Annotated in this window: 18 protein-coding genes and 2 tRNA genes; 15 read left to right on the forward strand and 5 right to left on the reverse strand. The window is 70.6% G+C overall.

Features of this window, described 5'->3' with window-relative positions:
* The first annotated feature begins 7 nt into the window (after positions 1–7).
* From gyrA to msrA, 7 genes are all read left to right on the forward strand, one after another.
* Positions 8–2,593: a DNA gyrase subunit A gene (gene gyrA / locus BLQ67_RS07975; RefSeq protein WP_092504021.1), complete on the forward strand. Its 2,586-nt coding sequence runs from the start codon at positions 8–10 to the stop codon at positions 2,591–2,593.
* Complete coding sequence (locus BLQ67_RS07980) at positions 2,590–2,991, forward strand: DUF3566 domain-containing protein (protein ID WP_092504023.1); 402 nt, start codon at positions 2,590–2,592, stop codon at positions 2,989–2,991. The genes gyrA and BLQ67_RS07980 overlap by 4 nt, the downstream gene beginning before the upstream one ends.
* 69 nt (positions 2,992–3,060) lie before the next feature.
* A tRNA-Ile gene (locus tag BLQ67_RS07985) sits at positions 3,061–3,137 on the forward strand.
* 11 nt (positions 3,138–3,148) lie between these two features.
* Positions 3,149–3,221, forward strand: a tRNA-Ala gene (locus tag BLQ67_RS07990).
* A 136-nt stretch (positions 3,222–3,357) separates the two neighbouring features.
* Complete coding sequence (folP, locus tag BLQ67_RS07995) at positions 3,358–4,290, forward strand: dihydropteroate synthase (RefSeq protein WP_092504025.1); 933 nt, start codon at positions 3,358–3,360, stop codon at positions 4,288–4,290.
* Positions 4,291–4,394: 104 nt separating this feature from the next.
* A complete protein-coding gene (locus BLQ67_RS08000; RefSeq protein ID WP_157674728.1) occupies positions 4,395–5,135 on the forward strand; it encodes a dihydrofolate reductase family protein in 741 nt (246 codons plus the stop codon).
* A gap of 379 nt (positions 5,136–5,514) precedes the next feature.
* Positions 5,515–6,060 (forward strand): peptide-methionine (S)-S-oxide reductase MsrA, encoded by a 546-nt coding sequence (gene msrA / locus BLQ67_RS08005; RefSeq protein ID WP_092504029.1) that lies wholly within the window; start codon positions 5,515–5,517, stop codon positions 6,058–6,060.
* A 167-nt stretch (positions 6,061–6,227) separates the two neighbouring features.
* Here msrA and BLQ67_RS08010 read toward each other — a convergent pair whose 3' ends face one another.
* Together BLQ67_RS08010 and BLQ67_RS08015 are read right to left on the reverse strand one after the other, a co-directional pair.
* Positions 6,228–7,730, reverse strand: coding sequence for an amino acid permease (locus tag BLQ67_RS08010; protein WP_231945229.1), 1,503 nt, complete (start codon positions 7,728–7,730; stop codon positions 6,228–6,230).
* A 252-nt stretch (positions 7,731–7,982) separates the two neighbouring features.
* Positions 7,983–8,612, reverse strand: coding sequence for an LON peptidase substrate-binding domain-containing protein (locus BLQ67_RS08015; RefSeq protein ID WP_092504033.1), 630 nt, complete (start codon positions 8,610–8,612; stop codon positions 7,983–7,985).
* Between the two features lie 45 nt (positions 8,613–8,657).
* On the opposite strand from BLQ67_RS08015, the gene BLQ67_RS08020 reads away from it, so the two are divergent.
* From BLQ67_RS08020 to BLQ67_RS08030, 3 genes are all read left to right on the forward strand, one after another.
* Positions 8,658–9,104, forward strand: a complete 447-nt coding sequence (locus BLQ67_RS08020) for an NUDIX hydrolase (protein WP_092504035.1) — start codon at positions 8,658–8,660, stop codon at positions 9,102–9,104.
* Positions 9,083–10,486 carry a threonine/serine exporter family protein gene (locus BLQ67_RS08025; RefSeq protein WP_231945207.1) on the forward strand — a complete coding sequence of 468 codons (1,404 nt, stop codon included), beginning with the start codon at positions 9,083–9,085 and terminating at the stop codon, positions 10,484–10,486. Before BLQ67_RS08020 ends, BLQ67_RS08025 begins: the two co-directional genes overlap by 22 nt.
* Positions 10,487–10,607: 121 nt before the next feature.
* The gene (locus BLQ67_RS08030) at positions 10,608–12,554 is read left to right on the forward strand and encodes a BCCT family transporter (RefSeq protein ID WP_092504037.1); all 1,947 of its coding nucleotides are present in this window, start codon (positions 10,608–10,610) and stop codon (positions 12,552–12,554) included.
* A gap of 79 nt (positions 12,555–12,633) precedes the next feature.
* Here BLQ67_RS08030 and BLQ67_RS08035 read toward each other — a convergent pair whose 3' ends face one another.
* Complete coding sequence (locus tag BLQ67_RS08035) at positions 12,634–13,152, reverse strand: hypothetical protein (protein WP_092504039.1); 519 nt, start codon at positions 13,150–13,152, stop codon at positions 12,634–12,636.
* Positions 13,153–13,283: 131 nt separating this feature from the next.
* On the opposite strand from BLQ67_RS08035, the gene BLQ67_RS08040 reads away from it, so the two are divergent.
* Positions 13,284–13,823: a peptidylprolyl isomerase gene (locus tag BLQ67_RS08040; protein WP_092504041.1), complete on the forward strand. Its 540-nt coding sequence runs from the start codon at positions 13,284–13,286 to the stop codon at positions 13,821–13,823.
* Positions 13,824–13,863: 40 nt separating this feature from the next.
* Positions 13,864–14,715 (forward strand): rhomboid family intramembrane serine protease, encoded by an 852-nt coding sequence (locus BLQ67_RS08045; RefSeq protein WP_092504043.1) that lies wholly within the window; start codon positions 13,864–13,866, stop codon positions 14,713–14,715.
* A gap of 430 nt (positions 14,716–15,145) precedes the next feature.
* Here BLQ67_RS08045 and BLQ67_RS08050 read toward each other — a convergent pair whose 3' ends face one another.
* Positions 15,146–15,379, reverse strand: coding sequence for a cell division protein CrgA (locus BLQ67_RS08050; protein WP_092504045.1), 234 nt, complete (start codon positions 15,377–15,379; stop codon positions 15,146–15,148).
* 41 nt (positions 15,380–15,420) lie between these two features.
* Between BLQ67_RS08050 and BLQ67_RS08055 the strand changes: the two genes are divergently transcribed.
* Genes BLQ67_RS08055 through BLQ67_RS08060 form a run of 3 tightly spaced genes read left to right on the forward strand, consistent with a single transcriptional unit; the run spans position 15,421 to position 16,942 of the window.
* Complete coding sequence (locus BLQ67_RS08055; protein WP_157674729.1) at positions 15,421–16,146, forward strand: class E sortase; 726 nt, start codon at positions 15,421–15,423, stop codon at positions 16,144–16,146.
* A complete protein-coding gene (locus BLQ67_RS16590) occupies positions 16,146–16,304 on the forward strand; it encodes a hypothetical protein (protein WP_172802275.1) in 159 nt (52 codons plus the stop codon). Before BLQ67_RS08055 ends, BLQ67_RS16590 begins: the two co-directional genes overlap by 1 nt.
* Positions 16,301–16,942: an anthranilate synthase component II gene (locus BLQ67_RS08060; protein WP_092504049.1), complete on the forward strand. Its 642-nt coding sequence runs from the start codon at positions 16,301–16,303 to the stop codon at positions 16,940–16,942. Before BLQ67_RS16590 ends, BLQ67_RS08060 begins: the two co-directional genes overlap by 4 nt.
* Positions 16,943–17,058: 116 nt before the next feature.
* Here the strand turns inward: BLQ67_RS08060 and pknB are convergent, their stop codons facing one another.
* On the reverse strand, positions 17,059–18,819 hold the full coding sequence (pknB, locus tag BLQ67_RS08065; RefSeq protein ID WP_157674730.1) for a Stk1 family PASTA domain-containing Ser/Thr kinase: 1,761 nt from the start codon (positions 18,817–18,819) through the stop codon (positions 17,059–17,061).
* Positions 18,820–18,859 lie beyond the last annotated feature (40 nt).

An 18,859-nucleotide genomic window follows, 5' to 3' on the forward strand; every position in this document is an offset into this window, starting at 1 on the left:
CGCGAGCATGACCGACACCACCACCAACGAGCCGAACCACGGCCGCATCGAGCAGGTCGACCTGCAGCTCGAGATGCAGCGGTCGTACCTCGACTACGCGATGAGCGTCATCATCGGGCGCGCGCTGCCCGAGGTGCGCGACGGGCTCAAGCCCGTGCACCGCCGCGTGATCTACGCGATGTACGACGGCGGCTTCCGCCCCGACAAGGCGTTCTCGAAGTGCGCCCGCGTCGTCGGCGACGTCATGGGTCAGTACCACCCGCACGGCGACTCGCCCATCTACGACACCCTCGTGCGCCTCGTGCAGCCGTGGTCGATGCGCCACCCGCTGGCGCTCGGCCAGGGCAACTTCGGCTCCGCCGGCAACGACGAGGCCGCAGCCCCTCGGTACACCGAGACGAAGATGTCGCCCATCTCGATGGAGATGGTGCGCGACATCGACGAGGAGACCGTCGACTTCCAGGACAACTACGACGGCTCCACGCAGGAGCCCGTCGTGCTGCCCGCGCGGTTCCCGAACCTGCTCGTCAACGGCTCCGTCGGCATCGCCGTGGGCATGGCGACGAACATCCCGCCGCACAACCTGCGCGAGGTCGCCGAGGGCGCCATCTGGCATCTCGAGCACCCGGAGGCGACGCAGGAGGAGCTGCAGGATGCGCTCATCGCGCGCATCAAGGGTCCCGACTTCCCCACGGGTGCGCAGATCCTCGGCACCCGCGGCATCCAGGAGGCGTACCGCACCGGCCGCGGCTCGATCCGCATGCGCGCCGACGTCGCGGTCGAGGAGATCCACGGCCGCACGTCGCTCGTCGTGACCTCGCTGCCGTACCAGGTGAACCCCGACAACCTCGCGATCAAGATCGCGGACCTCGTGAAGGACGGCAAGCTCTCGGGCATCGCCGACCTCAAGGACGAGACCTCGGGCCGCACCGGCCAGCGCCTCGTGATCACGCTCAAGCGCGACGCCGTCGCGAAGGTCGTGCTCAACAACCTGTACAAGCACACGCAGCTGCAGGACAACTTCTCGGCGAACATGCTCGCGATCGTCGACGGCGTGCCGCGCACGCTGCCGATCGACGGCTTCATCACCCACTGGGCGGCGCACCAGGTCGAGGTCATCGTGCGCCGCACGCAGTACCGCCTGCGCAAGGCCGAGGAGCGCATGCACATCCTGCGCGGCTACCTCGCCGCGCTCGACGCCCTCGACGAGGTCATCGCGCTCATCCGCCGCTCGCCGAACGCCGACGAGGCGCGCACCGGCCTCATGGAGCTGCTCTCGATCGACGATGTGCAGGCGACCGCGATCCTCGAGCTGCAGCTGCGGCGCCTCGCGGCGCTCGAGCGCCAGCGCATCCACGACGAGGCCGAGGAGCTCGGCAAGCGCATCGCCGACTACGAGGACATCCTCGGCGACGAGGAGCGCCAGCGCTCGATCATCGTGACCGAGCTCACCGAGATCGTCGACAAGCACGGCGACGACCGCCGCACGCACATCGTGCCCGGCGGCGACGGCGACGTGTCGATGGAAGACCTCATCCCCGAGGAGCAGATGGTCGTCTCGCTCACGCGCGGCGGCTACGTGAAGCGCACCCGCATCGACAACTACCGGGCGCAGCACCGCGGCGGCAAGGGCGTGCGCGGTGCGCAGCTGCGCGGCGAGGACCTCGTGCAGCACTTCGAGGTCACGTCGACGCACCACTGGCTGCTGTTCTTCACGAACCTGGGCCGCGTGTACCGGGCGAAGGCGTACGAGATCGTCGAGGCCGGCCGCGACGCCAAGGGCCTGCACGTGGCGAACCTGCTGGCGATGCAGCCCGACGAGTCGGTGCAGCAGGTGCTCGCGGTGCGCGACTACCAGGCGGCCGAGTTCCTCGTGCTCGCCACCCGCAACGGCCAGGTGAAGAAGACGCGCCTCGAGCTCTACGACACGAACCGCACCGGCGGCATCATCGCCGTCGACCTGCGCGACGGCGACGAGCTGGTGTCGGCGATGCTCGTGAACGAGGCCGACGACATCCTCGTCGTCTCGCGCGACGGCAAGGCGGCGCGCTTCTCGGCGGCGAACGACACGCTGCGCCCCATGGGTCGCTCGACGGCGGGCGTGAAGGGCATCAACCTGCTCGACGACGACACGGTGCTCAACGCCATGGTCGTCGGCGACGAGGGCTACGTGTTCGTCGCGACCGACAAGGGCTACGCGAAGAAGACGCACGTCTCGCAGTACCCGTCGAAGGGTCGCGGCACGCAGGGCGTCATGACGTACAAGCGCGGCGAGCACGACCGCGGCGCGCTCGCCGGCGCGATCATCGTGTCGGAGACCGACGAGGTGCTCATGATCCGCGCGAGCGGCAAGGTCATCCGCTCGGCAGCGAGCGAGGTCACGCCCTCCGGTCGTGGCGCGATGGGCGTGCAGTTCGCGTCGATCAGCGACGCCGACCCCATCCTCTCGATCGCTCGCAACCAGGAGGAGCAGATCGAGGAGGTCGTCGAGGGTGCAGCGCCCGCCGATGCGGCATCCATCGACGATGCCACTATCGTGGACGGGTCCGAGACCACGGATGCACCCGACGAGGGTGACACGGAGGAAGCATGAGCATCGCGGAGCGACTGCAGGGCAAGGGCCCGCGCCGGTCGGGCGGCAAGCAGGTGCGCCTGCGGCTCGTCTGGATCGACTTCTGGTCGGCCCTGAAGCTGTCGGCGATCGTCGGCGTCATCGCGGGCGTCGTGCTCGTGGTCGTGACGTTCGTGCTGTGGACGCTGCTGAACCTGCTCGGCCTGTTCGGTCGCATCGACGACACGCTCTCCGACATCCTCGGCGACTCGTTCACCGTCATGAGCTTCCTGTCGCTGCCGCAGGTGCTGGTGTTCGCGCTGATCGTGGCGCTGCTGAACTTCGTCGTGATCACGGTGCTCGGCGCCGTGTTCGCGACGCTGTACAACCTGTCGGTGCGGTTCACGGGCGGCCTGCTCGTGGGCTTCTCGAACCAGTAGGTTCGGGTCGCGCACCGGCGGTGTCCGTGTGCACGTCCGACGCATGGTAATGTTGTCGATCGTGCGCGCGGGGCTATAGCTCAGGCGGTTAGAGCGCTTCGCTGATAACGAAGAGGTCCATGGTTCGAGTCCATGTAGCCCCACCACGCGCCACACTGGGGCCTTAGCTCAGTTGGTAGAGCGCCTGCTTTGCAAGCAGGATGTCGGGAGTTCGATTCTCCCAGGCTCCACCCCCGAACCCCGTCCGATGAGGACGGGGTTCTTCGCGTCTGTGGGTGCTCGCCCGTTCCTGATTGCGCGGATGCGGCGCGAGCGGCCAGGATCGGAACGTCGGCGTCGCCTCTGCCTCCGGCACGAGGGGATCGCATGGCCGAGCACGACGCGCACGACCCGTACCTGCCGCCCATCGCGCATCCGCTGCGGGCCATCGGCACGCACACGTTCGACTTCGACCGGCAGGTCGCCGTCATGGCGATCGTCAACCGCACGCCCGACTCGTTCTACGACCAGGGCCGCACGTTCGGGCTCGACGCCGCGGTGAGGGCGTCGATCGACGCCGTCGCCGCAGGCGCCGACTGGGTCGACATCGGCGGGGTGCCGTTCGCGCCCGGGGAGGCGCTGCCCGTCGCCGACGAGATCGACCGGATCGTGCCCGTCGTGCGCGAGCTGCGCGCCGCATCCGACGTCGTCATCTCGGTCGACACGTTCCACGCGGCCGTCGCAGCAGCGGCGATCGAGGCCGGCGCCGACGTCGTGAACGACACGACCGCGCTGCACGACCCCGACATGGCGCGAGTCGTCGCCGACTCCGACGCGACGCTCGTCATCACGCACTCGCTCGCCGCATCCGGCGACGGACCCCGCACGCAGTTCGCGCAGCCCACCTACCTCGACGTCGAGGTCGACGTCGCGGTGCTGCTGCGCGATCGCGTCTCGGTCGCACGCGAGCGGGGCGTGCGCGAGGACCGCATCGTGCTCGACCCCGGCTTCGACCTCAACAAGAACACCGCCGACTCGCTGCGCCTCGCCCGCCGCCTGCCGGTCGTCTGCGACCTCGGCTTCCCCGTGCTCGCGGCCATGTCGAACAAGGACTTCATCGGCGAGGTGCTCGAGGCGCCGAAGCCCGAGCGCGTCGACGGCTCGCTCGCCGCCGCCGTCTTCGCCATCACGCGCGGCGCCCGCATCGTGCGCGTGCACGAGACCGCCCGCACCCGCGACGCCGTGCGCATGGCCGAGGCGCTCATGGGATGGCGGCAGCCGGCCGACCCCGTCCACAACATGTCGGCGTTCAACGTCTGAGTCCGCGCGAAGTGCTTCTGAGAAGGGAGGCACGTGCGCATTGCACATGCCTCGCCGCTCAGCGACACCTCGCGCGGAGGTCGCGAAGCCGAGAGGGTGGAGGCATGACGGGCATCGACCGCATCCTCCCGACCGTCGCGAGCGACCTCGACGACGACGCGCTCGCCGACGACCTCGCCGACGTGCCCGACCGATGGACGCGGATCACGATGATCGCCTCGCTCGACGGGGCGACGGCGCACGACGGTCGATCGGGCGGGCTCGGCGACGACTCGGACGTGCGCGTGCTCGCCGCCGCGCGTCGCGTGGCAGACGTCGTGCTCGTCGGCGCGGGCACGGCGCGGTCGGAGGGCTACGAGCAGCTCGAGCTCGACGCGGCGTCGGTCGCGTGGCGGCTCGAGCGGGAGCTGCCCGCGCATCCTGTGCTCGCTCTCGTCTCGGGCAGCCTCGATCTCGACCCGGCGCATCCGATGCTGCGGGATGCGCCGCGGCGACCGCTGGTGCTGACGACGGATGCGGCGGCGCTCGGTGCCGATGCTGCGCTGACCGCCGTCGCCGACGTCGTCGGCGCAGGGGAGGAGCACGTCGAGCCGCACCGCGCGCGCATCGTGCTGCACGACCGCGATCTGCTGCGCATCCAGTGCGAGGGCGGGCCGTCGTGGGCGACGGCGATGCTCGCCGCCGACCTCGTCGACGAGACGTGCCTCACGCTCGCGTCGCGCATCGAGGGCGGGCCGAGCCACCGCATCGGGGCGTCGGATGCGACGATCGCGCACCCGATGCGGCTGCACGCGTTGCTGCGCGCGGGCGACACGCTCATGGTGCGGTCGGTGCGGGAGCGGTAGGGGTCTGCGTCTTCCGGGGGCACCTTTCGAGGCTCACTTCGTTCGCACCGCAAGGAGCGGTCCTGGGGACGCGAACGTCCTCCTTCCAGCTGGTCGAGGAGGCCCCGAGCGTCAGCGAGGTGCCGTCACGAGACCACGTGACGTGTCCGCTCGGCGCGACCATGCACGTGACTGGGCGGGAGCGGCGGTCGCGTGGTCTCGTGACGCGTGCTCGCCCTTCGGGCTCGCGCGCTCCTCGACCAGCTGGGGAGGGTCGGGGCTTGCCGTGCGGGACCGGGCAGGCCATCCGGGACCAAAACCGGCCTCGAACGCGTTGTCCACCGTGTGACGCGAGCGACGAGCCCGCGTAGCATCGCCCACGACCGCGAAGGAGACCGACATGACCGACACCGGCACCGTCACCCAGATCCCCGGCACCGAGACCGCCGTGCTCGCAGGCGGCTGCTTCTGGGGCATGCAGGACCTCATCCGCAAGCGCCCCGGCGTGCTGCAGACCCGCGTCGGGTACACCGGCGGCGACAACGCGAACGCGACGTACCGCAACCACCCCGGCCACGCCGAGGCGATCGAGATCGTCTTCGACCCGACGAAGACCTCGTTCCGCGAGCAGCTCGAGCTGTTCTTCCAGATCCACGACCCCACCACGATCAACCGGCAGGGCAACGACATCGGCACGAGCTACCGCTCGGCGATCTTCCCCACGAGCCCCGAGCAGGAGCGCGAGGCCCGCGACACCATCGCCGACGTCGACGCCTCCGGCCACTGGCCCGGCAAGGTCGTCACGACGCTCGAGCCGCTCGGCGCCTTCTGGGAGGCCGAGCCCGAGCATCAGGACTACCTCGAGCGCATCCCCAACGGCTACACGTGCCACTTCGCACGACCCGACTGGGTGCTGCCGCGCCGCGGGGCGGATGCGACGGCGTAGTCGACGTTGACATGGCGAAGGGCCGCACCCGAGGGGGTGCGGCCCTTCGCCTCTCTCGTGGGCACCTTTCGAGGCTCGCTGCGCTCGCACCTCAAGGAGCGGGCATTGGGAGGAGCGGACCAGGGGAGGAGCGGGCGTTGGGGAGCGATCCCTGAAGACGGAGAGACCTACTCGGCCGGCGCGTCCTCGCCCGGCACCTTCGGGCGCGGCGCCAGCACCGGCGCGTGCCCCGTGACGCCCTCGCGGGCCTGGGCGGCGGCGAGGATGCGCGGCTTCGCGGCGAACCATCCCACGATGAGCAACGGGATGAGCACGACGAGCGACAGCAGCACCCAGCGGCCCGTGTCCGAGAAGCCCATCGTCACGAGCACGAACAGCAGGAACGCGAGCGTCAGGTAGCCCGTGTACGGCGCACCCCACAGGCGGAAGTGCGGCCGCTGCACCTTGCCAGCCTTCGCCCAACGCACGAACTGGATGTGGCAGAGCATGATCGTGGCCCAGCCGCCGATGATGCCGAGCGCCGACACCTCGAGCACGATCTCGAACGCCTCCGACGGGAACAGCGCGTTGAGGCCGACGCCGAGCAGCGTGATGACGGCGGTGAGCATGATGCCGCCGTAGGGCACGCCGTGCGACGACATGCGCCCCGTGAACGCGGGCGCGGATCCGTTGACCGCCATCGAGCGCAGGATGCGGCCGGTGGAGTACAGGCCGGCGTTGAGGCTCGACAGCGCGGCGGTGAGCACGACGAAGTTCATGATCGCGGCGCTCGTCTGCCCGAGCTGCGGGTCGCCGATGTGCGAGAAGAACGTCACGAAGGGGCTCACGCCCGCCTCGTACGACGTGAACGGCAGCAGCAGCGACAGCAGCAGCACCGAGCCGACGTAGAAGATCGCGATGCGGAAGATCACCGTGTTCACCGCGCGCGGCATGACCTTGTGCGGCTCCTTCGTCTCGCCGGCCGCGGTGCCGACGAGCTCGATCGCGGCGTACGCGAACACGACGCCCGCGATGGCGAGCACGGGGGCGACGACGCCGCTGGGGAACATGCCGCCGTTGTCGCCGATGACCGAGAAGCCCGTGACGCCCACGTCGGTGCGGCCGCCGAAGACGATGAAGCCGATGCCGATGATGAGGAACAGCACGAGCGCCGCGACCTTGATGAGCGCGAACCAGAACTCCATCTCGCCGAACACCTTCACCGAGACGAGGTTGAGGGCGAGCACGACGACGAGGGCGATGAGCGCGGGGATCCACTGCGGCGCATCCTCGAGCCACTGCACGCCGAACAGGGTGCCGAAGGTCTTGATGTAGAGCGCGGCGGCCGTGACGTCGACGATCGACGTGAACGCCCAGTTGAGGAAGTACATCCACCCGGCGCCGTACGCCATGCGCTCGCCGTAGAACTCGCGCGCGTACGACACGAACGAGCCCGACGACGGCCGGTGCAGCACGAGCTCGCCGAGGGCGCGGAGGATGAGGAAGGCGAAGACGCCGCACACGAGGTAGACGAGCATGAGGCTCGGACCCGACGAGGCGAGCCGCCCGCCCGCGCCCATGAAGAGGCCCGTGCCGATCGCGCCGCCGATGGCGATCATCTGGATCTGCCGCGGCTTGAGGGTCTTGTGATACCCCGCCTGCTCCGCGTCGTACTCCTGCGCCGCCGACATCTCGTCGCCGACGCGCTCGAGGTAGGTCTCGGCATCCTGCGGCGTGGGCCGCTCATCTCGCTGGGTCATGGTTCCTCCAACCCTGTGCACACGGGAGCGGACCCGACCCAGGTCGGGCGGTCCACCATGTGGATCACGGACGGTGCACCGCGTCGTGCCGGGGGATGAGCGTACGCCGGTCAGCGCATCCATAGGTAGTTCCGAGGATCCGTCACGGATTCGTGCGCCGCGGCGACGGGATGCGGAGCGTGATCAGTCGTCGTCGCGCGCATCCGTCGCGCGCGCGATGAGCACGGGCTCCTCGTCGAGGCACAGGTCGATGACCGAGCGCAGCAGGCCACCGGTCGTCGTCGCCTGCAGCAGGCGGAACTGGTCGTAGGCGCCCAGCGGAGCCATGGCGGCGAGCTGCCAGCACGACTCGAGGGGGTCGTCGGAGACCTCGCCGTTCGGATCCCACCGCGACTCCCCGAGCGTCGACGCGAGCGTCGCGACGCGCCGCACCACGCGCTCCGCCTCCCTGCGCATCGGCTCGAGCGCGTCGTCCCACTCGAGCGCGGGGATCGGCGTCACGTCGGCGATCGGATGCGGATCGTCGTCGAGCCAGCGCTCGACCGTCACGCGCTCGCCGCCCAGCGCGAGCACGTGCAGGTCGTCGCCGCCCACCTCGATCCGCACGATGCGGGCGAGCGTGCCGAACGAGGAGCGCTGGTCGCCACCGCCCGCCTCGTGCCCGCGCTCGATGAGCACGACGCCGAACACGGCCTCCTCGGCGTCGAGCAGGCGGCCCATCATCGTGAGGTAGCGCGGCTCGAAGATCCGCAGTGCGAGTGGCGTGTGCGGGAACAGCGGGCTGCCGAGCGGGAACATGCCGACGGCGTCCATGCAACCAGTCAATCAGCGCCTCGAGCCCGCGGCTAGGCTGTGCGGATGCGCATCCGAGCCGCGGCGTACTGCGTCATCACGAGAGGCGCAGGGGCCGACGAGGAGCTGCTGCTGTCGCACTGGCGCGACGGCAGCCGCCACGGATGGACCCTGCCCGGCGGCGGCATCGACCCCGGCGAGCATCCCGAGCACGCGGCCGTGCGCGAGGTCTTCGAGGAGACCGGCTACCACGCGCGACTCACGGGCCTGCTCGGCGTCGACTCCATCGTCATCCCCGCGAAGGAGCGCCTGCGCGGCGAGGGCGAGCCGCTGCATGGCCTGCGCGTCGTCTACTCGGCCGAGATCACGGGCGGCGAGCTCACGATCGAGGTCGACGGCTCGTCGGACGACGCCGGCTGGCACCGCCTCGCCGACGTGCCCGACCTGCGCCGCGTGAGCCTCGTCGACGTCGCCCTCGGCATGCGCGACGGATGGGCGCCGACGACCGCATGATCGAGCGTCGCCGCGGCATCGTCGACCGCATCCTCGGGGTCGTGCGCGCCGACCCCGAGCTGCCGCACACCGAGATGCTCATGGTCGTCGACCGCGAGATGGCGCTGCGCGTGCTCGACCTCGCCGTGCGGGTCGCGGAGGCGATGCTCACGACGGGCGCATCGGCGAACGACGTGACGCTCGCGTGCACCCGCATCGCCGCCGCGTACGGCGTGCGCCCGCTGCACGTCGACGTGACGTACAACTCGATCACGATCTCGTGGCAGCGCACCGTCGACCGCGAGCCCACCACGCTGCTGCGCGTCGTGCGCGCGCCCGCGCCCGACCACGCGAAGCTGCAGCGTCTGCAGGCGCTGCTCGTCGACATCGAGGCGGGCATGTCGCTCGCCGACGCGACCGCGGCGTTCGACCGCATCCGCCGCACCGCCTTCACCTACCGACCCGCGGTCGTGGTCGCGGCGCAGGGATTCGTGACGGTCGGCGTGTGCATCTTCATGGGCGCGAGCCCGCTGCTGTCGGCCATCGCGTTCGTCGCCGCCGTGCTCGCCGCCGTCACGCAGCGCACGATGTGGCGCATGCGCATCCCGTACTTCTTCGCGCAGGTCGTGGGCGCCCTCGTCATCACGGCGGCCGCGGCGGGCACGGCGGCGCTCGGCGACATGGGCGTCGACCCGTTCGTCGACATGCGCCCGTCGCTCATCGTCGCCGCCGCGATCGTGCTCATGCTCTCGGGCATGTCGGTCGTGGCCGCGGCGCAGGATGCGATCGACGGGTTCACGCTCACAGCCCAGGGACGCGTGATGGAGATCGTGCTCATGACGGTCGGCGCCGCCGCCGGCGTGCTCGGCGGCCTGCACCTCGCGCAGCTCGCGGGCATCGCGATCCCCGTCGCCACCGCGTTCCCGCTCGGCTCCGTGCCCGAGCAGCTCGGCGGCTCCGTCGTCATCGCCGTCGCCGTCGCCGCGCTCTTCGGATCGACGGCGCGCACGATCGCGCTCAGCGCCGCGCTCGGCGCGCTCGCCTGGTTCGGATGGTCGATCGGCTTCTCGAGCGGGCTCGGCGGACCCGTGTCGAGCGCGATCGGCGCGCTCGTGACGTCGTTCGCCGGCATCCTCGTCGCCCACCGCCTGCACGTGCCGTCGATCGCCGTCACGACCGCAGCGATCGTGCCGCTCGTGCCCGGCTACGCCGTCTTCTCGGGCCTGCTCGCGCTCGTCGACGCCGAGTCGACCGCCGGCCTCGTCGCCGGCGTCGTGCAGCTCGCCGGCGCGGCCGCCGTCGGCCTCGCGCTCGCCGCCGGCGCATCCCTCGGCCTGCTGCTCGGCGCCCCCGTGCGCGACACGGTCGAGTCGGTCGTGCGCGCCCGGGCACGTCCCCGCTGAGGAGTCGAGGGACCCCTCGACTTCGCCCCCGCACGGCGATGGTTGCTACCGTGGGAAGGTTGGCCGCGCGCGGCCAGCATCCGGAGCACGACACGCAACCGACTTGGATACGCAACCGAACATGACAGCAGACACGCACTCCGACGCGCCCGGCGCGTCGACGACCGCGGCGCACGGCGCCGCATCCGACGGCTCGGCCGTCGCGAAGGCCGAGGCCGCAGTGCCCGAGCCCATCACGCAGCACCCGGCCCTCGAGCCGGTCCCCGGCAAGAACCCCAACGCGCGGAGGTCGCCGCTCGACCTCGTGGTCTTCTGGATCGCCGCAGCAGTCGCCATCGGCTTCGTGCTGTGGGGCACCCTCGCGACCGGATCCCTCACGTCGGCAGCGCAGGCCGGCTTCGACTGGGTCATCCACGGCACCGGCTGGCTCTTCGCCCTCGCGGGCACGGCCTTCGTGGTGTTCGTCATCTGCATCGCCGCGGGCCGCTACGGCAACATCACGCTCGGCGACGACGACACGAAGCCCGAGTTCTCGACGATGTCGTGGATCGCCATGATGTTCTCGGCCGGCATGGGCATCGGCCTCGTCTTCTACGGCGTCACCGAGCCCGTCAGCCACCTCGTCACGCCCCCGCCGGGTACCGAGGGCGGCGACCAGGCAGAGGCCGTGCGCACCGCCATGGCCACGACGATGTTCCACTGGACCCTGCACCCGTGGGCCATCTACGCCGTCGTCGGCCTCGCGCTCGCCTACGGCGTCTTCCGCAAGCGCCGCTCGCTGCTCATCTCGTCGGCGTTCACGTCGCTGCTGGGCAAGAAGCGCGTCGAGGGCCCCATCGGCAAGGCGATCGACATCTTCGCGATCTTCGCGACCCTGTTCGGCTCGGCCACGTCGCTCGGCCTCGGCGCCCTGCAGATCTCGACGGGCCTCGAGCTCGTCGCCGGCGTCGGCCCGCTCGGAAACGCCGCGTTGGTCGGCATCATCGCCGTGCTCACGCTCCTGTTCGTGCTCTCGGCCGTCTCGGGCGTCGCCCGCGGCATCAAGTGGCTGTCGAACATCAACATGGTGCTCGCCGGCGTGCTCGCGCTGTTCGTGTTCGTCGTCGGCCCGACGGTGTTCATCCTCAACCTGCTGCCCACGACCATCGCGGGCTACGCCGAGCAGCTCGCCATGATGGCGGGTCGCACGGAGGCCGCTGGCGGCGCCGCGTTCGCCGACTGGCTCGGCGGCTGGACGATCTTCTACTGGGCGTGGTGGGTCAGCTGGACCCCCTTCGTCGGCATGTTCATCGCGCGCATCTCGCGCGGTCGGACCATCCGTCAGTTCGTCGTCGGCGTGCTCGTCGCGCCGTCGCTCGTGTCGATGGTGTGGTTCGCGATCTTCGGCGGCCTCGGCATCCAGCAGACGCTCGACGGCATCGACGTGCTCGGCGCCGGCGGCCAGGAGGCGACGCTGTTCTCAGCGCTCGGCGAGCTGCCGTTCGGGCAGATCACGTCGATCCTCGTCATGGTGCTCGTCGCGATCTTCTTCGTGTCGGGTGCCGACGCCGCATCGATCGTCATGGGCACGCTCTCGCACCGCGGGTCGCTGACCCCGTCGAAGTGGACCGTGATCTTCTGGGGCGTCGCCACCGGCGCCGTCGCGGCGGTCATGCTGTCGCTCGGCGGCGAGGATGCGCTCAGCGGGCTGCAGCAGATCACGATCATCGCGGCGCTGCCGTTCATCGTGATCATGATCGGCCTGTGCGTCGCGCTCACGCGCGACCTCAGCCAGGACCCGGTCGTCGTGCGGCGCCAGTACGCGATCGCTGCCGTCGAGCACGCGGTCGTCGCGGGCGTCACCTCGCACGGCGACGACTTCCAGCTGGCGGTCGAGCAGACCGAGCCCGGCGAGGGCGTCGGCGAGCTCGTCGACACCCCCGAGCCCGACCTCGACCCGGCCGACGACACGTCGCTCGAGATCGAGGAGCGGCGGGCACTGGATGCGCAGCAGCGCCTCGAGCGCGAGGAGGCGGCACGCGCCGCCGAGTCGTCGGAGGAGCAGGAGTCGGAGTCGGTCACCCGCTGACCGGCTCCGGCCCGCGCCGGATCCAGAGACACGAAGGCCCCCACCTCGCGGTGGGGGCCTTCGTCGCGCTGAGGGCGCGTCAGCTGGGGTCGACCTCGTCGGAGTCGGGGATCCACAGGTCGTCGTCGGCGCGCAGCGTCTGCCATGCGGCGTACGCGGCACCCGCGATCGCCACGGTGCCGACGCCGATGAGCACCCACTGCAGGGCGGAGGGGCCGCTCTTCTTCGCCGGGGCGACCTCGGGCAGGCGCAGGCGCTGCACGTTCGAGATCGCGTCCTTGACGCGCTGGTCCTTGGCGATCTGCGCGTACGCGGCGAACGAGCCGAGGCCCGTCGCGACGGCCGGCAGCACCTTGTCGTTCCAGCCGTGCGTCACGCCCGAGACCGCGTCGCGGCCCTTCGAGACGCCACGCTGGGCGTAGCGGCGAGCCTCGGGCACGAGCGTCTCGTTGCCGTAGGCCTTCGCCTGGTCGGCGGCCTGGTGCGCGAGGAGGCCGGCGCGCTCGCCGACGTCGCGCTGCACCGACCACAGCTTCTCTGCCTGCTTGCGCAGCTTCTTGATCTCCTTCTCGCGCTTGCGAGTGAGCGTCAGCGACATGATTGCCTCCCGGGTCGTGTCTGCTCAGCATCCTGGCATGGACTCCTGACGGGCGCATGGGGGGATCCCATGGGTTTCGCTGACGTCGAACGGGTGCTAGTCGCGAGCCGTCGCATGGGAGGATCGGGGACATGGCGCTCCACACCGCAGTCGCGACGATCACCACCTCGCTCGGCGACATCAAGGTCAACCTGCTCGGCAACCACGCACCGAAGACGGTCGCGAACTTCGAGGGGCTCGCGACGGGCTCCAAGGAGTGGAAGCACCCCGGCACGGGCGCGACCTCGACGTCGCCGCTCTACGACGGCACGATCTTCCACCGCATCATCCCCGACTTCATGATCCAGGGCGGCGACCCGCTCGGTCAGGGCATCGGCGGCCCCGGCTACCAGTTCGACGACGAGATCCACCCCGAGCTCACGTTCGACGCCCCCTACGTGCTCGCGATGGCGAACGCCGGCATCCAGATGGGTCGCGGCACGAACGGCTCGCAGTTCTTCATCACGACGGTGCCCACGCCGTGGCTGCGCGGCAAGCACTCGATCTTCGGCCTCGTCGAGGATGCCGACAGCCGCGCCGTCGTCGACGCCATCCAGGCGGTCGCGACCGACGGCCGCGACAAGCCGCTCGAGGACGTCGTCATCACGGGCGTCACGGTCACGCCCGTCTGACGGTGATCCACCAGCCTCGCCTCGACGCCGGGAGCCTCGCATGAGCGCTCCCGGCGTCGAGGCGTGCTACCGGCACCCGAGCCGCGAGAGCTGGACGCTGTGCCAGCGCTGCGGCCGCACCATCTGCGGGCAGTGCCAGATCCAGGCGCCCGTGGGCGTGCAGTGCCCCGAGTGCGTGCGCGAGGCGAAGGTGACGTCGATGGCGTCGCACCGCGAGCAGCGCCGCCTCTCGTACGGCGGACCGGTCAAGCGCGGCGTGCGCCGCTGGCTCGCCATGCCGTCGCCCGTCACGACGGCGATCATGGCCCTCACGACCGTCACGGGCCTCGCGCAGGTGCTCTTCGGCCAGGCCGTCACGTACGCGCTCGGCTTCTACGCGCCGCTCGCGCTCTCGGAGCCGTGGCGCTTCGTGACCGCGGTGCTCGTGCACGGCGGCATCCTGCACTTCGTCTTCAACATGCTCGTGCTCTTCATGATGGGCCCGAACATCGAGCGGCGCATCGGCGCGCTGCCCTACCTCGCGTCGTACCTCGTGATGGCGGCCGGCGGCAGCGTCGCGGTATCGCTCCTGTCGCCCGGCACCCTCGTCATCGGCGCGAGCGGCGCGATCTTCGGACTCTTCGGCATCTACATCGGCCTGCAGCGCATGCTCGGCGGCCGCTTCGACCCGCAGATCCTCATCATCGTCGGCATCAACCTGCTCATCGGCTTCGTGCTGTCGGGCGTCTCGTGGCAGGCCCACGTCGGCGGCCTGCTCGCCGGCCTCGCCCTCGGGTTCTGGATGGGCGCGAACCTGCGCGGCGCCGAGACGAAGCGAGCGATCTGGATGCCCATCGGCGTCGTCGGCGGCGCCGTCGTGGTGCTGTGCGTCGCGGTGGGGTTCCTGGTCTGATCCCTCGCTGAGGCGCGACGCGGCCCAGCAGCTGGTCGAGGAGCGCGCGAGCGCAGCGAGCACGCGTCACGAGACCACGCGACCGGCGCTCCCGCCCGACCAAGCGCATGGTCGCGTCGAGCGCGCACGTCACGTGGTCTCGTGACGGCTCCTCGCTGCGCTCGGGGCCTCCTCGACCAGCTGATGGGTGGGCATCCTCGATGCGGGAGAGGACCCATCCGAGACGCCTCGCGCGACGAACACCCTCGACGGGATCGACGCGAACGAGAGTTCTCCACAGAGTTCTCCACACCTGTGCACAACTGACAGGCGTGTGATTCGACTCGTTCGAACGTTCGCTATGCGTGCGCGACCGCGTGAGGGACGCGGACGACGAAGGCCCGCACCGAGACGGTGCGGGCCTTCGATCCGAAGCGGGGAGCCTGGACGGCTAGCGCCACTTCGTGGTCATGATGAAGCCGACGAACATGATGCCGAAGCCGATGGCGATGTTCCACGCGCCGATCGACCCGATGGGCAGCGTCGAGCCCGAGATGTAGAAGACGACGACCCACAGCAGGCCGACGACGATGAAGCCGAGCATCACCGGCACGTACCACGACGGATTGCGCGACTCCTCGTGGTCGCGGGACTCGCGCGACTTGGCGATGCTGTTCCTGGCCATAGACCGCGAGTCTACCTCAGCCTCCCCCGTAGACTGCTCGGGTGCCGTCGACTCCTCGCCCTCGTCGTCGCACGACCGTCGGCGGCGTGCTCGGAGAGCTGCTCGTCACCGTCGGCGTGCTCGTGCTGGGCTTCGTCGGCTGGCAGGTGTGGCTGAGCGACGACATCATGGGCGGCCAGCAGCAGCAGGCGGCGCAGACGTACGCGCAGTCGCTCACGACCACCCCTGGCGCCGAGCCCGCGGCCGAGCTGCGCACCGACGCCCCGCCCGTCGCTGCGGCGCCCGGCGACCGCGAGTCGTTCGCCGTCGTCTACATCCCGCGCTTCGGGCCGGACTTCGTGCGCACCGTCGGCCAGGGCACCAGCAGGTTCGTGCTCGACTCGCTCGACCTCGGCCTCGCGCACTACGACACGTCGGCGATGCCCGGCGACGTCGGCAACTTCGCGATCGCGGGTCACCGCAACGGCCAGGGCGGCCCGTTCACGCGCCTCGACGAGCTCGTGGTCGGCGACCGCATCTACGTGCAGATGCAGGACGTCTGGTACGTCTACGAGTACCGCGACAGCGAGTACGTGCTGCCGACGGCCGTCGACGTCGTCGCCCCCGTGCCGAACCAGCCGGGCGTCGCCCCCACCGACCGCATCATGACGATGACGACGTGCCACCCCGAGTGGTCGGCCGCGTCGCGACTCATCACCTACTCCGTGTTCGTCGGCTGGTCCGAGACCATGCCCGCCGAGCTCGCAGCCATCCAGGAAGGTGCCTGATGTACGGCGCGCTGTGGCGGATCATCCCGGGCCCGTGGCCCGTGAAGGCCCTCGTGATGCTGGCGCTCGTCGCCGGCATCGCCTACGCGCTCATCTGGCACGTGTACCCGTGGGTCATGCAGACGTTCTTCCCGACGCCGGATGCGACCGTCGAATGACCCGCATCCTCGTCGTCGACAACTTCGACAGCTTCGTCTACACGCTCGCCGGCTACCTCTCGGAGCTCGGCGCCGACGTGCACGTCGTGCGCAACGACGTCGTCGACCCGGCGACGATCGTCGACTGGGATGCCGTGCTGCTGTCGCCCGGCCCCGGCACCCCCGCCGATGCGGGCGCATCCATCGACTTCGTGCACGCGGCCATCGAGCACGGCGTGCCGCTGCTGGGCGTCTGCCTCGGCCACCAGGCGATCGCCGAGGCGCTCGGCGGCGTCGTGACGCACGCGGAGCAGCTCATGCACGGCAAGACGTCGCAGGTCGTGCACGACGACGCCTCCGTGTTCGTGGGCGTGCCCTCGCCGTTCACGGCGACGCGCTACCACTCGCTCGCCGTCGTCGACGGCACGGTGCCCGACGACCTCGTCGTCACGGCCCGCACCGAGCAGGCCGACGGCCGCGGCGTCATCATGGCGCTCGAGCACCGCGAGCAGCCGGTGTGGGGCGTGCAGTTCCACCCGGAGTCGGTGCTCACCGAGGGCGGCTACCGCATGCTGGGGAACTGGCTCGAGCGCGCGGGCCTCGCCGGCGCTGCCGAGCGTGCTGCGTCGAAGGCGCCGCTCGTCACGTTCGGCGACTGACCGCCCGATCACGCGTCGTGATCGGCGACGTCGGCACGGTCGAAGTCGCCGATCGGTGGCGGAGGATGGATGCGGTCGCGTGCGCTGCGGCATGCGGGCGCGCGGTGCGGCGGGGATCAGCCGTTGCCGTCGCCGCCGTCGCCACCCTCGGGCGGCGTGCTCTCGCTCGGCGGCGTCGAGGGCGGCGGCTGGCCGTTGCAGTACGTGAGCGTGATCGTGCCGCCCTGCGGCTGCGAGCCGGGCGTCAGGCTCTGCTGCACGACGGTGCCGCCCATGCAGCTCGTCACGAACATCTGCCGCACCTGGTAGCCGACCTCGGGCGCCTGCATCGCCGCGATCGCCTGCGCGATCGGCTGGCCCACGACGTCGGGGATCTCGACCTGACCGCTCGACACGATGAGCTGGATCGAGTCGCCCTGCGACACGTTCGTGCCGGCAGCGGGCTCGGTGCCGAGCACCGTCCCTTCGGGCAGCGTCGCATTGTCGCGCGTCACGATCGACTCGGCGACGACGAGGCCGTCGCCCTCGAGCGTCTGCGTGGCCTGGATGACCGTGTTGCCCTGCACGTTCACGAGCGCGAACGGCGGAGGACCGCTCGAGATGAACAGCGTCACGGGCGAGTTCGGGGAGACGGTCGTGCCCTCGGGCGGATCGGTGCGCAGCGCGTCGCCGGCGTTCGACTCCTCGTCGACGACCGTGCGCACGCTCGCCGTGAGCCCCGCCTCCTCGATCGCGGCCGAGGCCTCCTCCTGCGTCATGCCCGCGACCGACGGCACGGTCGCCGACAGGCCGGCGATCGGCAGGTTCGGGCCCTGGCTCGCAGCCCAGAAGACGATGGCGATCACGAGCACGCCGATGAGGGCGATGCCGCCCCACAGCCATGCGACCGGCGGGCGCGACTGCGGCGCGGGCCGGTAGTCGTCGACGTCGAGCACCTGGAACATCGTCGTGGCGGCGCCGCCCTGCACGCCCGTCGTGAAGATGGCGGCCTCGTCGTCGTCGACGTCGACGACCTCGCCCGTGAGCGCGGCCTCGAGCGCGTCGCGGAACTCCTCGGCCGACTGGAACCGCTCCTCCTTGCGCTTCGTGAGCGCCTTGAGCACGACGGAGTCCATCGCCGGCGAGATGCCCTCGCGCAGCGTCGACGGCGCGACGGGCTGCTCGGACACGTGCTGGTACGCGACGGCCACGGCGGTGTCGCCGCGGAACGGCGGACGGCCCGTGAGCATCTCGAAGAGCATGACGCCCGTGGAGTACAGGTCGGTGCGTGCATCGACGACCTCGCCGCGCGCCTGCTCGGGCGAGAAGTACTGCGCGGTGCCGAGGATCATGCCCGTCTGGGCCACCGACGTCGACGTCTCGCTCACGGCTCGGGCGATGCCGAAGTCCATGACCTTGATCTGGCCGCCGGGCGTCACCATGACGTTGCCGGGCTTCATGTCGCGGTGCACGACGCCCGCGCGGTGCGAGTAGTCGAGGGCCGTCAGGATGCCCTTCGTGATGCGCACCGCCTCGGACTCCGTCAGCGGCGCCTCGGCGATGATGTCCTTCACCATGCGGCCGTCGACGTACTCCATGACGATGTACGGCACGGAGTGCGAGCGCCCGTGGGCGTCCTTCGTGACCTGCTCGCCGGCGTCGAAGACGCGCACGACCGTCGGATGCGACATGCGCGCGGCCGACTGCGCCTCCTGTCGGAAGCGCACGCGGAAGTCCTCGTCGTCGCCGAGCTCGGGCTTCAGCAGCTTGATGGCGACGAGGCGGTCGAGGCGCCGGTCGCGGCCCCGGTGCACCTCGGCCATGCCGCCGCGGCCGATGAGCTCGCCGATCTCGTAGCGGTCTCCGAGGACGTCGAGGGAGGCGATGACGTCGGTCATGCGCACCCCCTTCCGGACCGCACGAGTCTAGCGGTCGGAA

It is taken from the genome of Agrococcus jejuensis (genome assembly GCF_900099705.1).
Classification (GTDB): domain Bacteria; phylum Actinomycetota; class Actinomycetes; order Actinomycetales; family Microbacteriaceae; genus Agrococcus; species Agrococcus jejuensis.

What these genes read in the sequence shown, in the direction of transcription:
- gyrA (WP_092504021.1), top strand. Translation starts at nt 8, where the DNA reads ATGACCGACACCACCACCAACGAGCCGAACCACGGCCGCATCGAGCAG.
- BLQ67_RS07980 (WP_092504023.1), top strand. Translation starts at nt 2,590, where the DNA reads ATGAGCATCGCGGAGCGACTGCAGGGCAAGGGCCCGCGCCGGTCGGGC.
- folP (WP_092504025.1), top strand. Translation starts at nt 3,358, where the DNA reads ATGGCCGAGCACGACGCGCACGACCCGTACCTGCCGCCCATCGCGCAT.
- BLQ67_RS08000 (WP_157674728.1), top strand. Translation starts at nt 4,395, where the DNA reads ATGACGGGCATCGACCGCATCCTCCCGACCGTCGCGAGCGACCTCGAC.
- msrA (WP_092504029.1), top strand. Translation starts at nt 5,515, where the DNA reads ATGACCGACACCGGCACCGTCACCCAGATCCCCGGCACCGAGACCGCC.
- BLQ67_RS08010 (WP_231945229.1), bottom strand. Translation starts at nt 7,730, where the DNA reads ATGTCGGCGGCGCAGGAGTACGACGCGGAGCAGGCGGGGTATCACAAG.
- BLQ67_RS08015 (WP_092504033.1), bottom strand. Translation starts at nt 8,612, where the DNA reads ATGGACGCCGTCGGCATGTTCCCGCTCGGCAGCCCGCTGTTCCCGCAC.
- BLQ67_RS08020 (WP_092504035.1), top strand. Translation starts at nt 8,658, where the DNA reads ATGCGCATCCGAGCCGCGGCGTACTGCGTCATCACGAGAGGCGCAGGG.
- BLQ67_RS08025 (WP_231945207.1), top strand. Translation starts at nt 9,083, where the DNA reads ATGGGCGCCGACGACCGCATGATCGAGCGTCGCCGCGGCATCGTCGAC.
- BLQ67_RS08030 (WP_092504037.1), top strand. Translation starts at nt 10,608, where the DNA reads ATGACAGCAGACACGCACTCCGACGCGCCCGGCGCGTCGACGACCGCG.
- BLQ67_RS08035 (WP_092504039.1), bottom strand. Translation starts at nt 13,152, where the DNA reads ATGTCGCTGACGCTCACTCGCAAGCGCGAGAAGGAGATCAAGAAGCTG.
- BLQ67_RS08040 (WP_092504041.1), top strand. Translation starts at nt 13,284, where the DNA reads ATGGCGCTCCACACCGCAGTCGCGACGATCACCACCTCGCTCGGCGAC.
- BLQ67_RS08045 (WP_092504043.1), top strand. Translation starts at nt 13,864, where the DNA reads ATGAGCGCTCCCGGCGTCGAGGCGTGCTACCGGCACCCGAGCCGCGAG.
- BLQ67_RS08050 (WP_092504045.1), bottom strand. Translation starts at nt 15,379, where the DNA reads ATGGCCAGGAACAGCATCGCCAAGTCGCGCGAGTCCCGCGACCACGAG.
- BLQ67_RS16590 (WP_172802275.1), top strand. Translation starts at nt 16,146, where the DNA reads ATGTACGGCGCGCTGTGGCGGATCATCCCGGGCCCGTGGCCCGTGAAG.
- BLQ67_RS08060 (WP_092504049.1), top strand. Translation starts at nt 16,301, where the DNA reads ATGACCCGCATCCTCGTCGTCGACAACTTCGACAGCTTCGTCTACACG.
- pknB (WP_157674730.1), bottom strand. Translation starts at nt 18,819, where the DNA reads ATGACCGACGTCATCGCCTCCCTCGACGTCCTCGGAGACCGCTACGAG.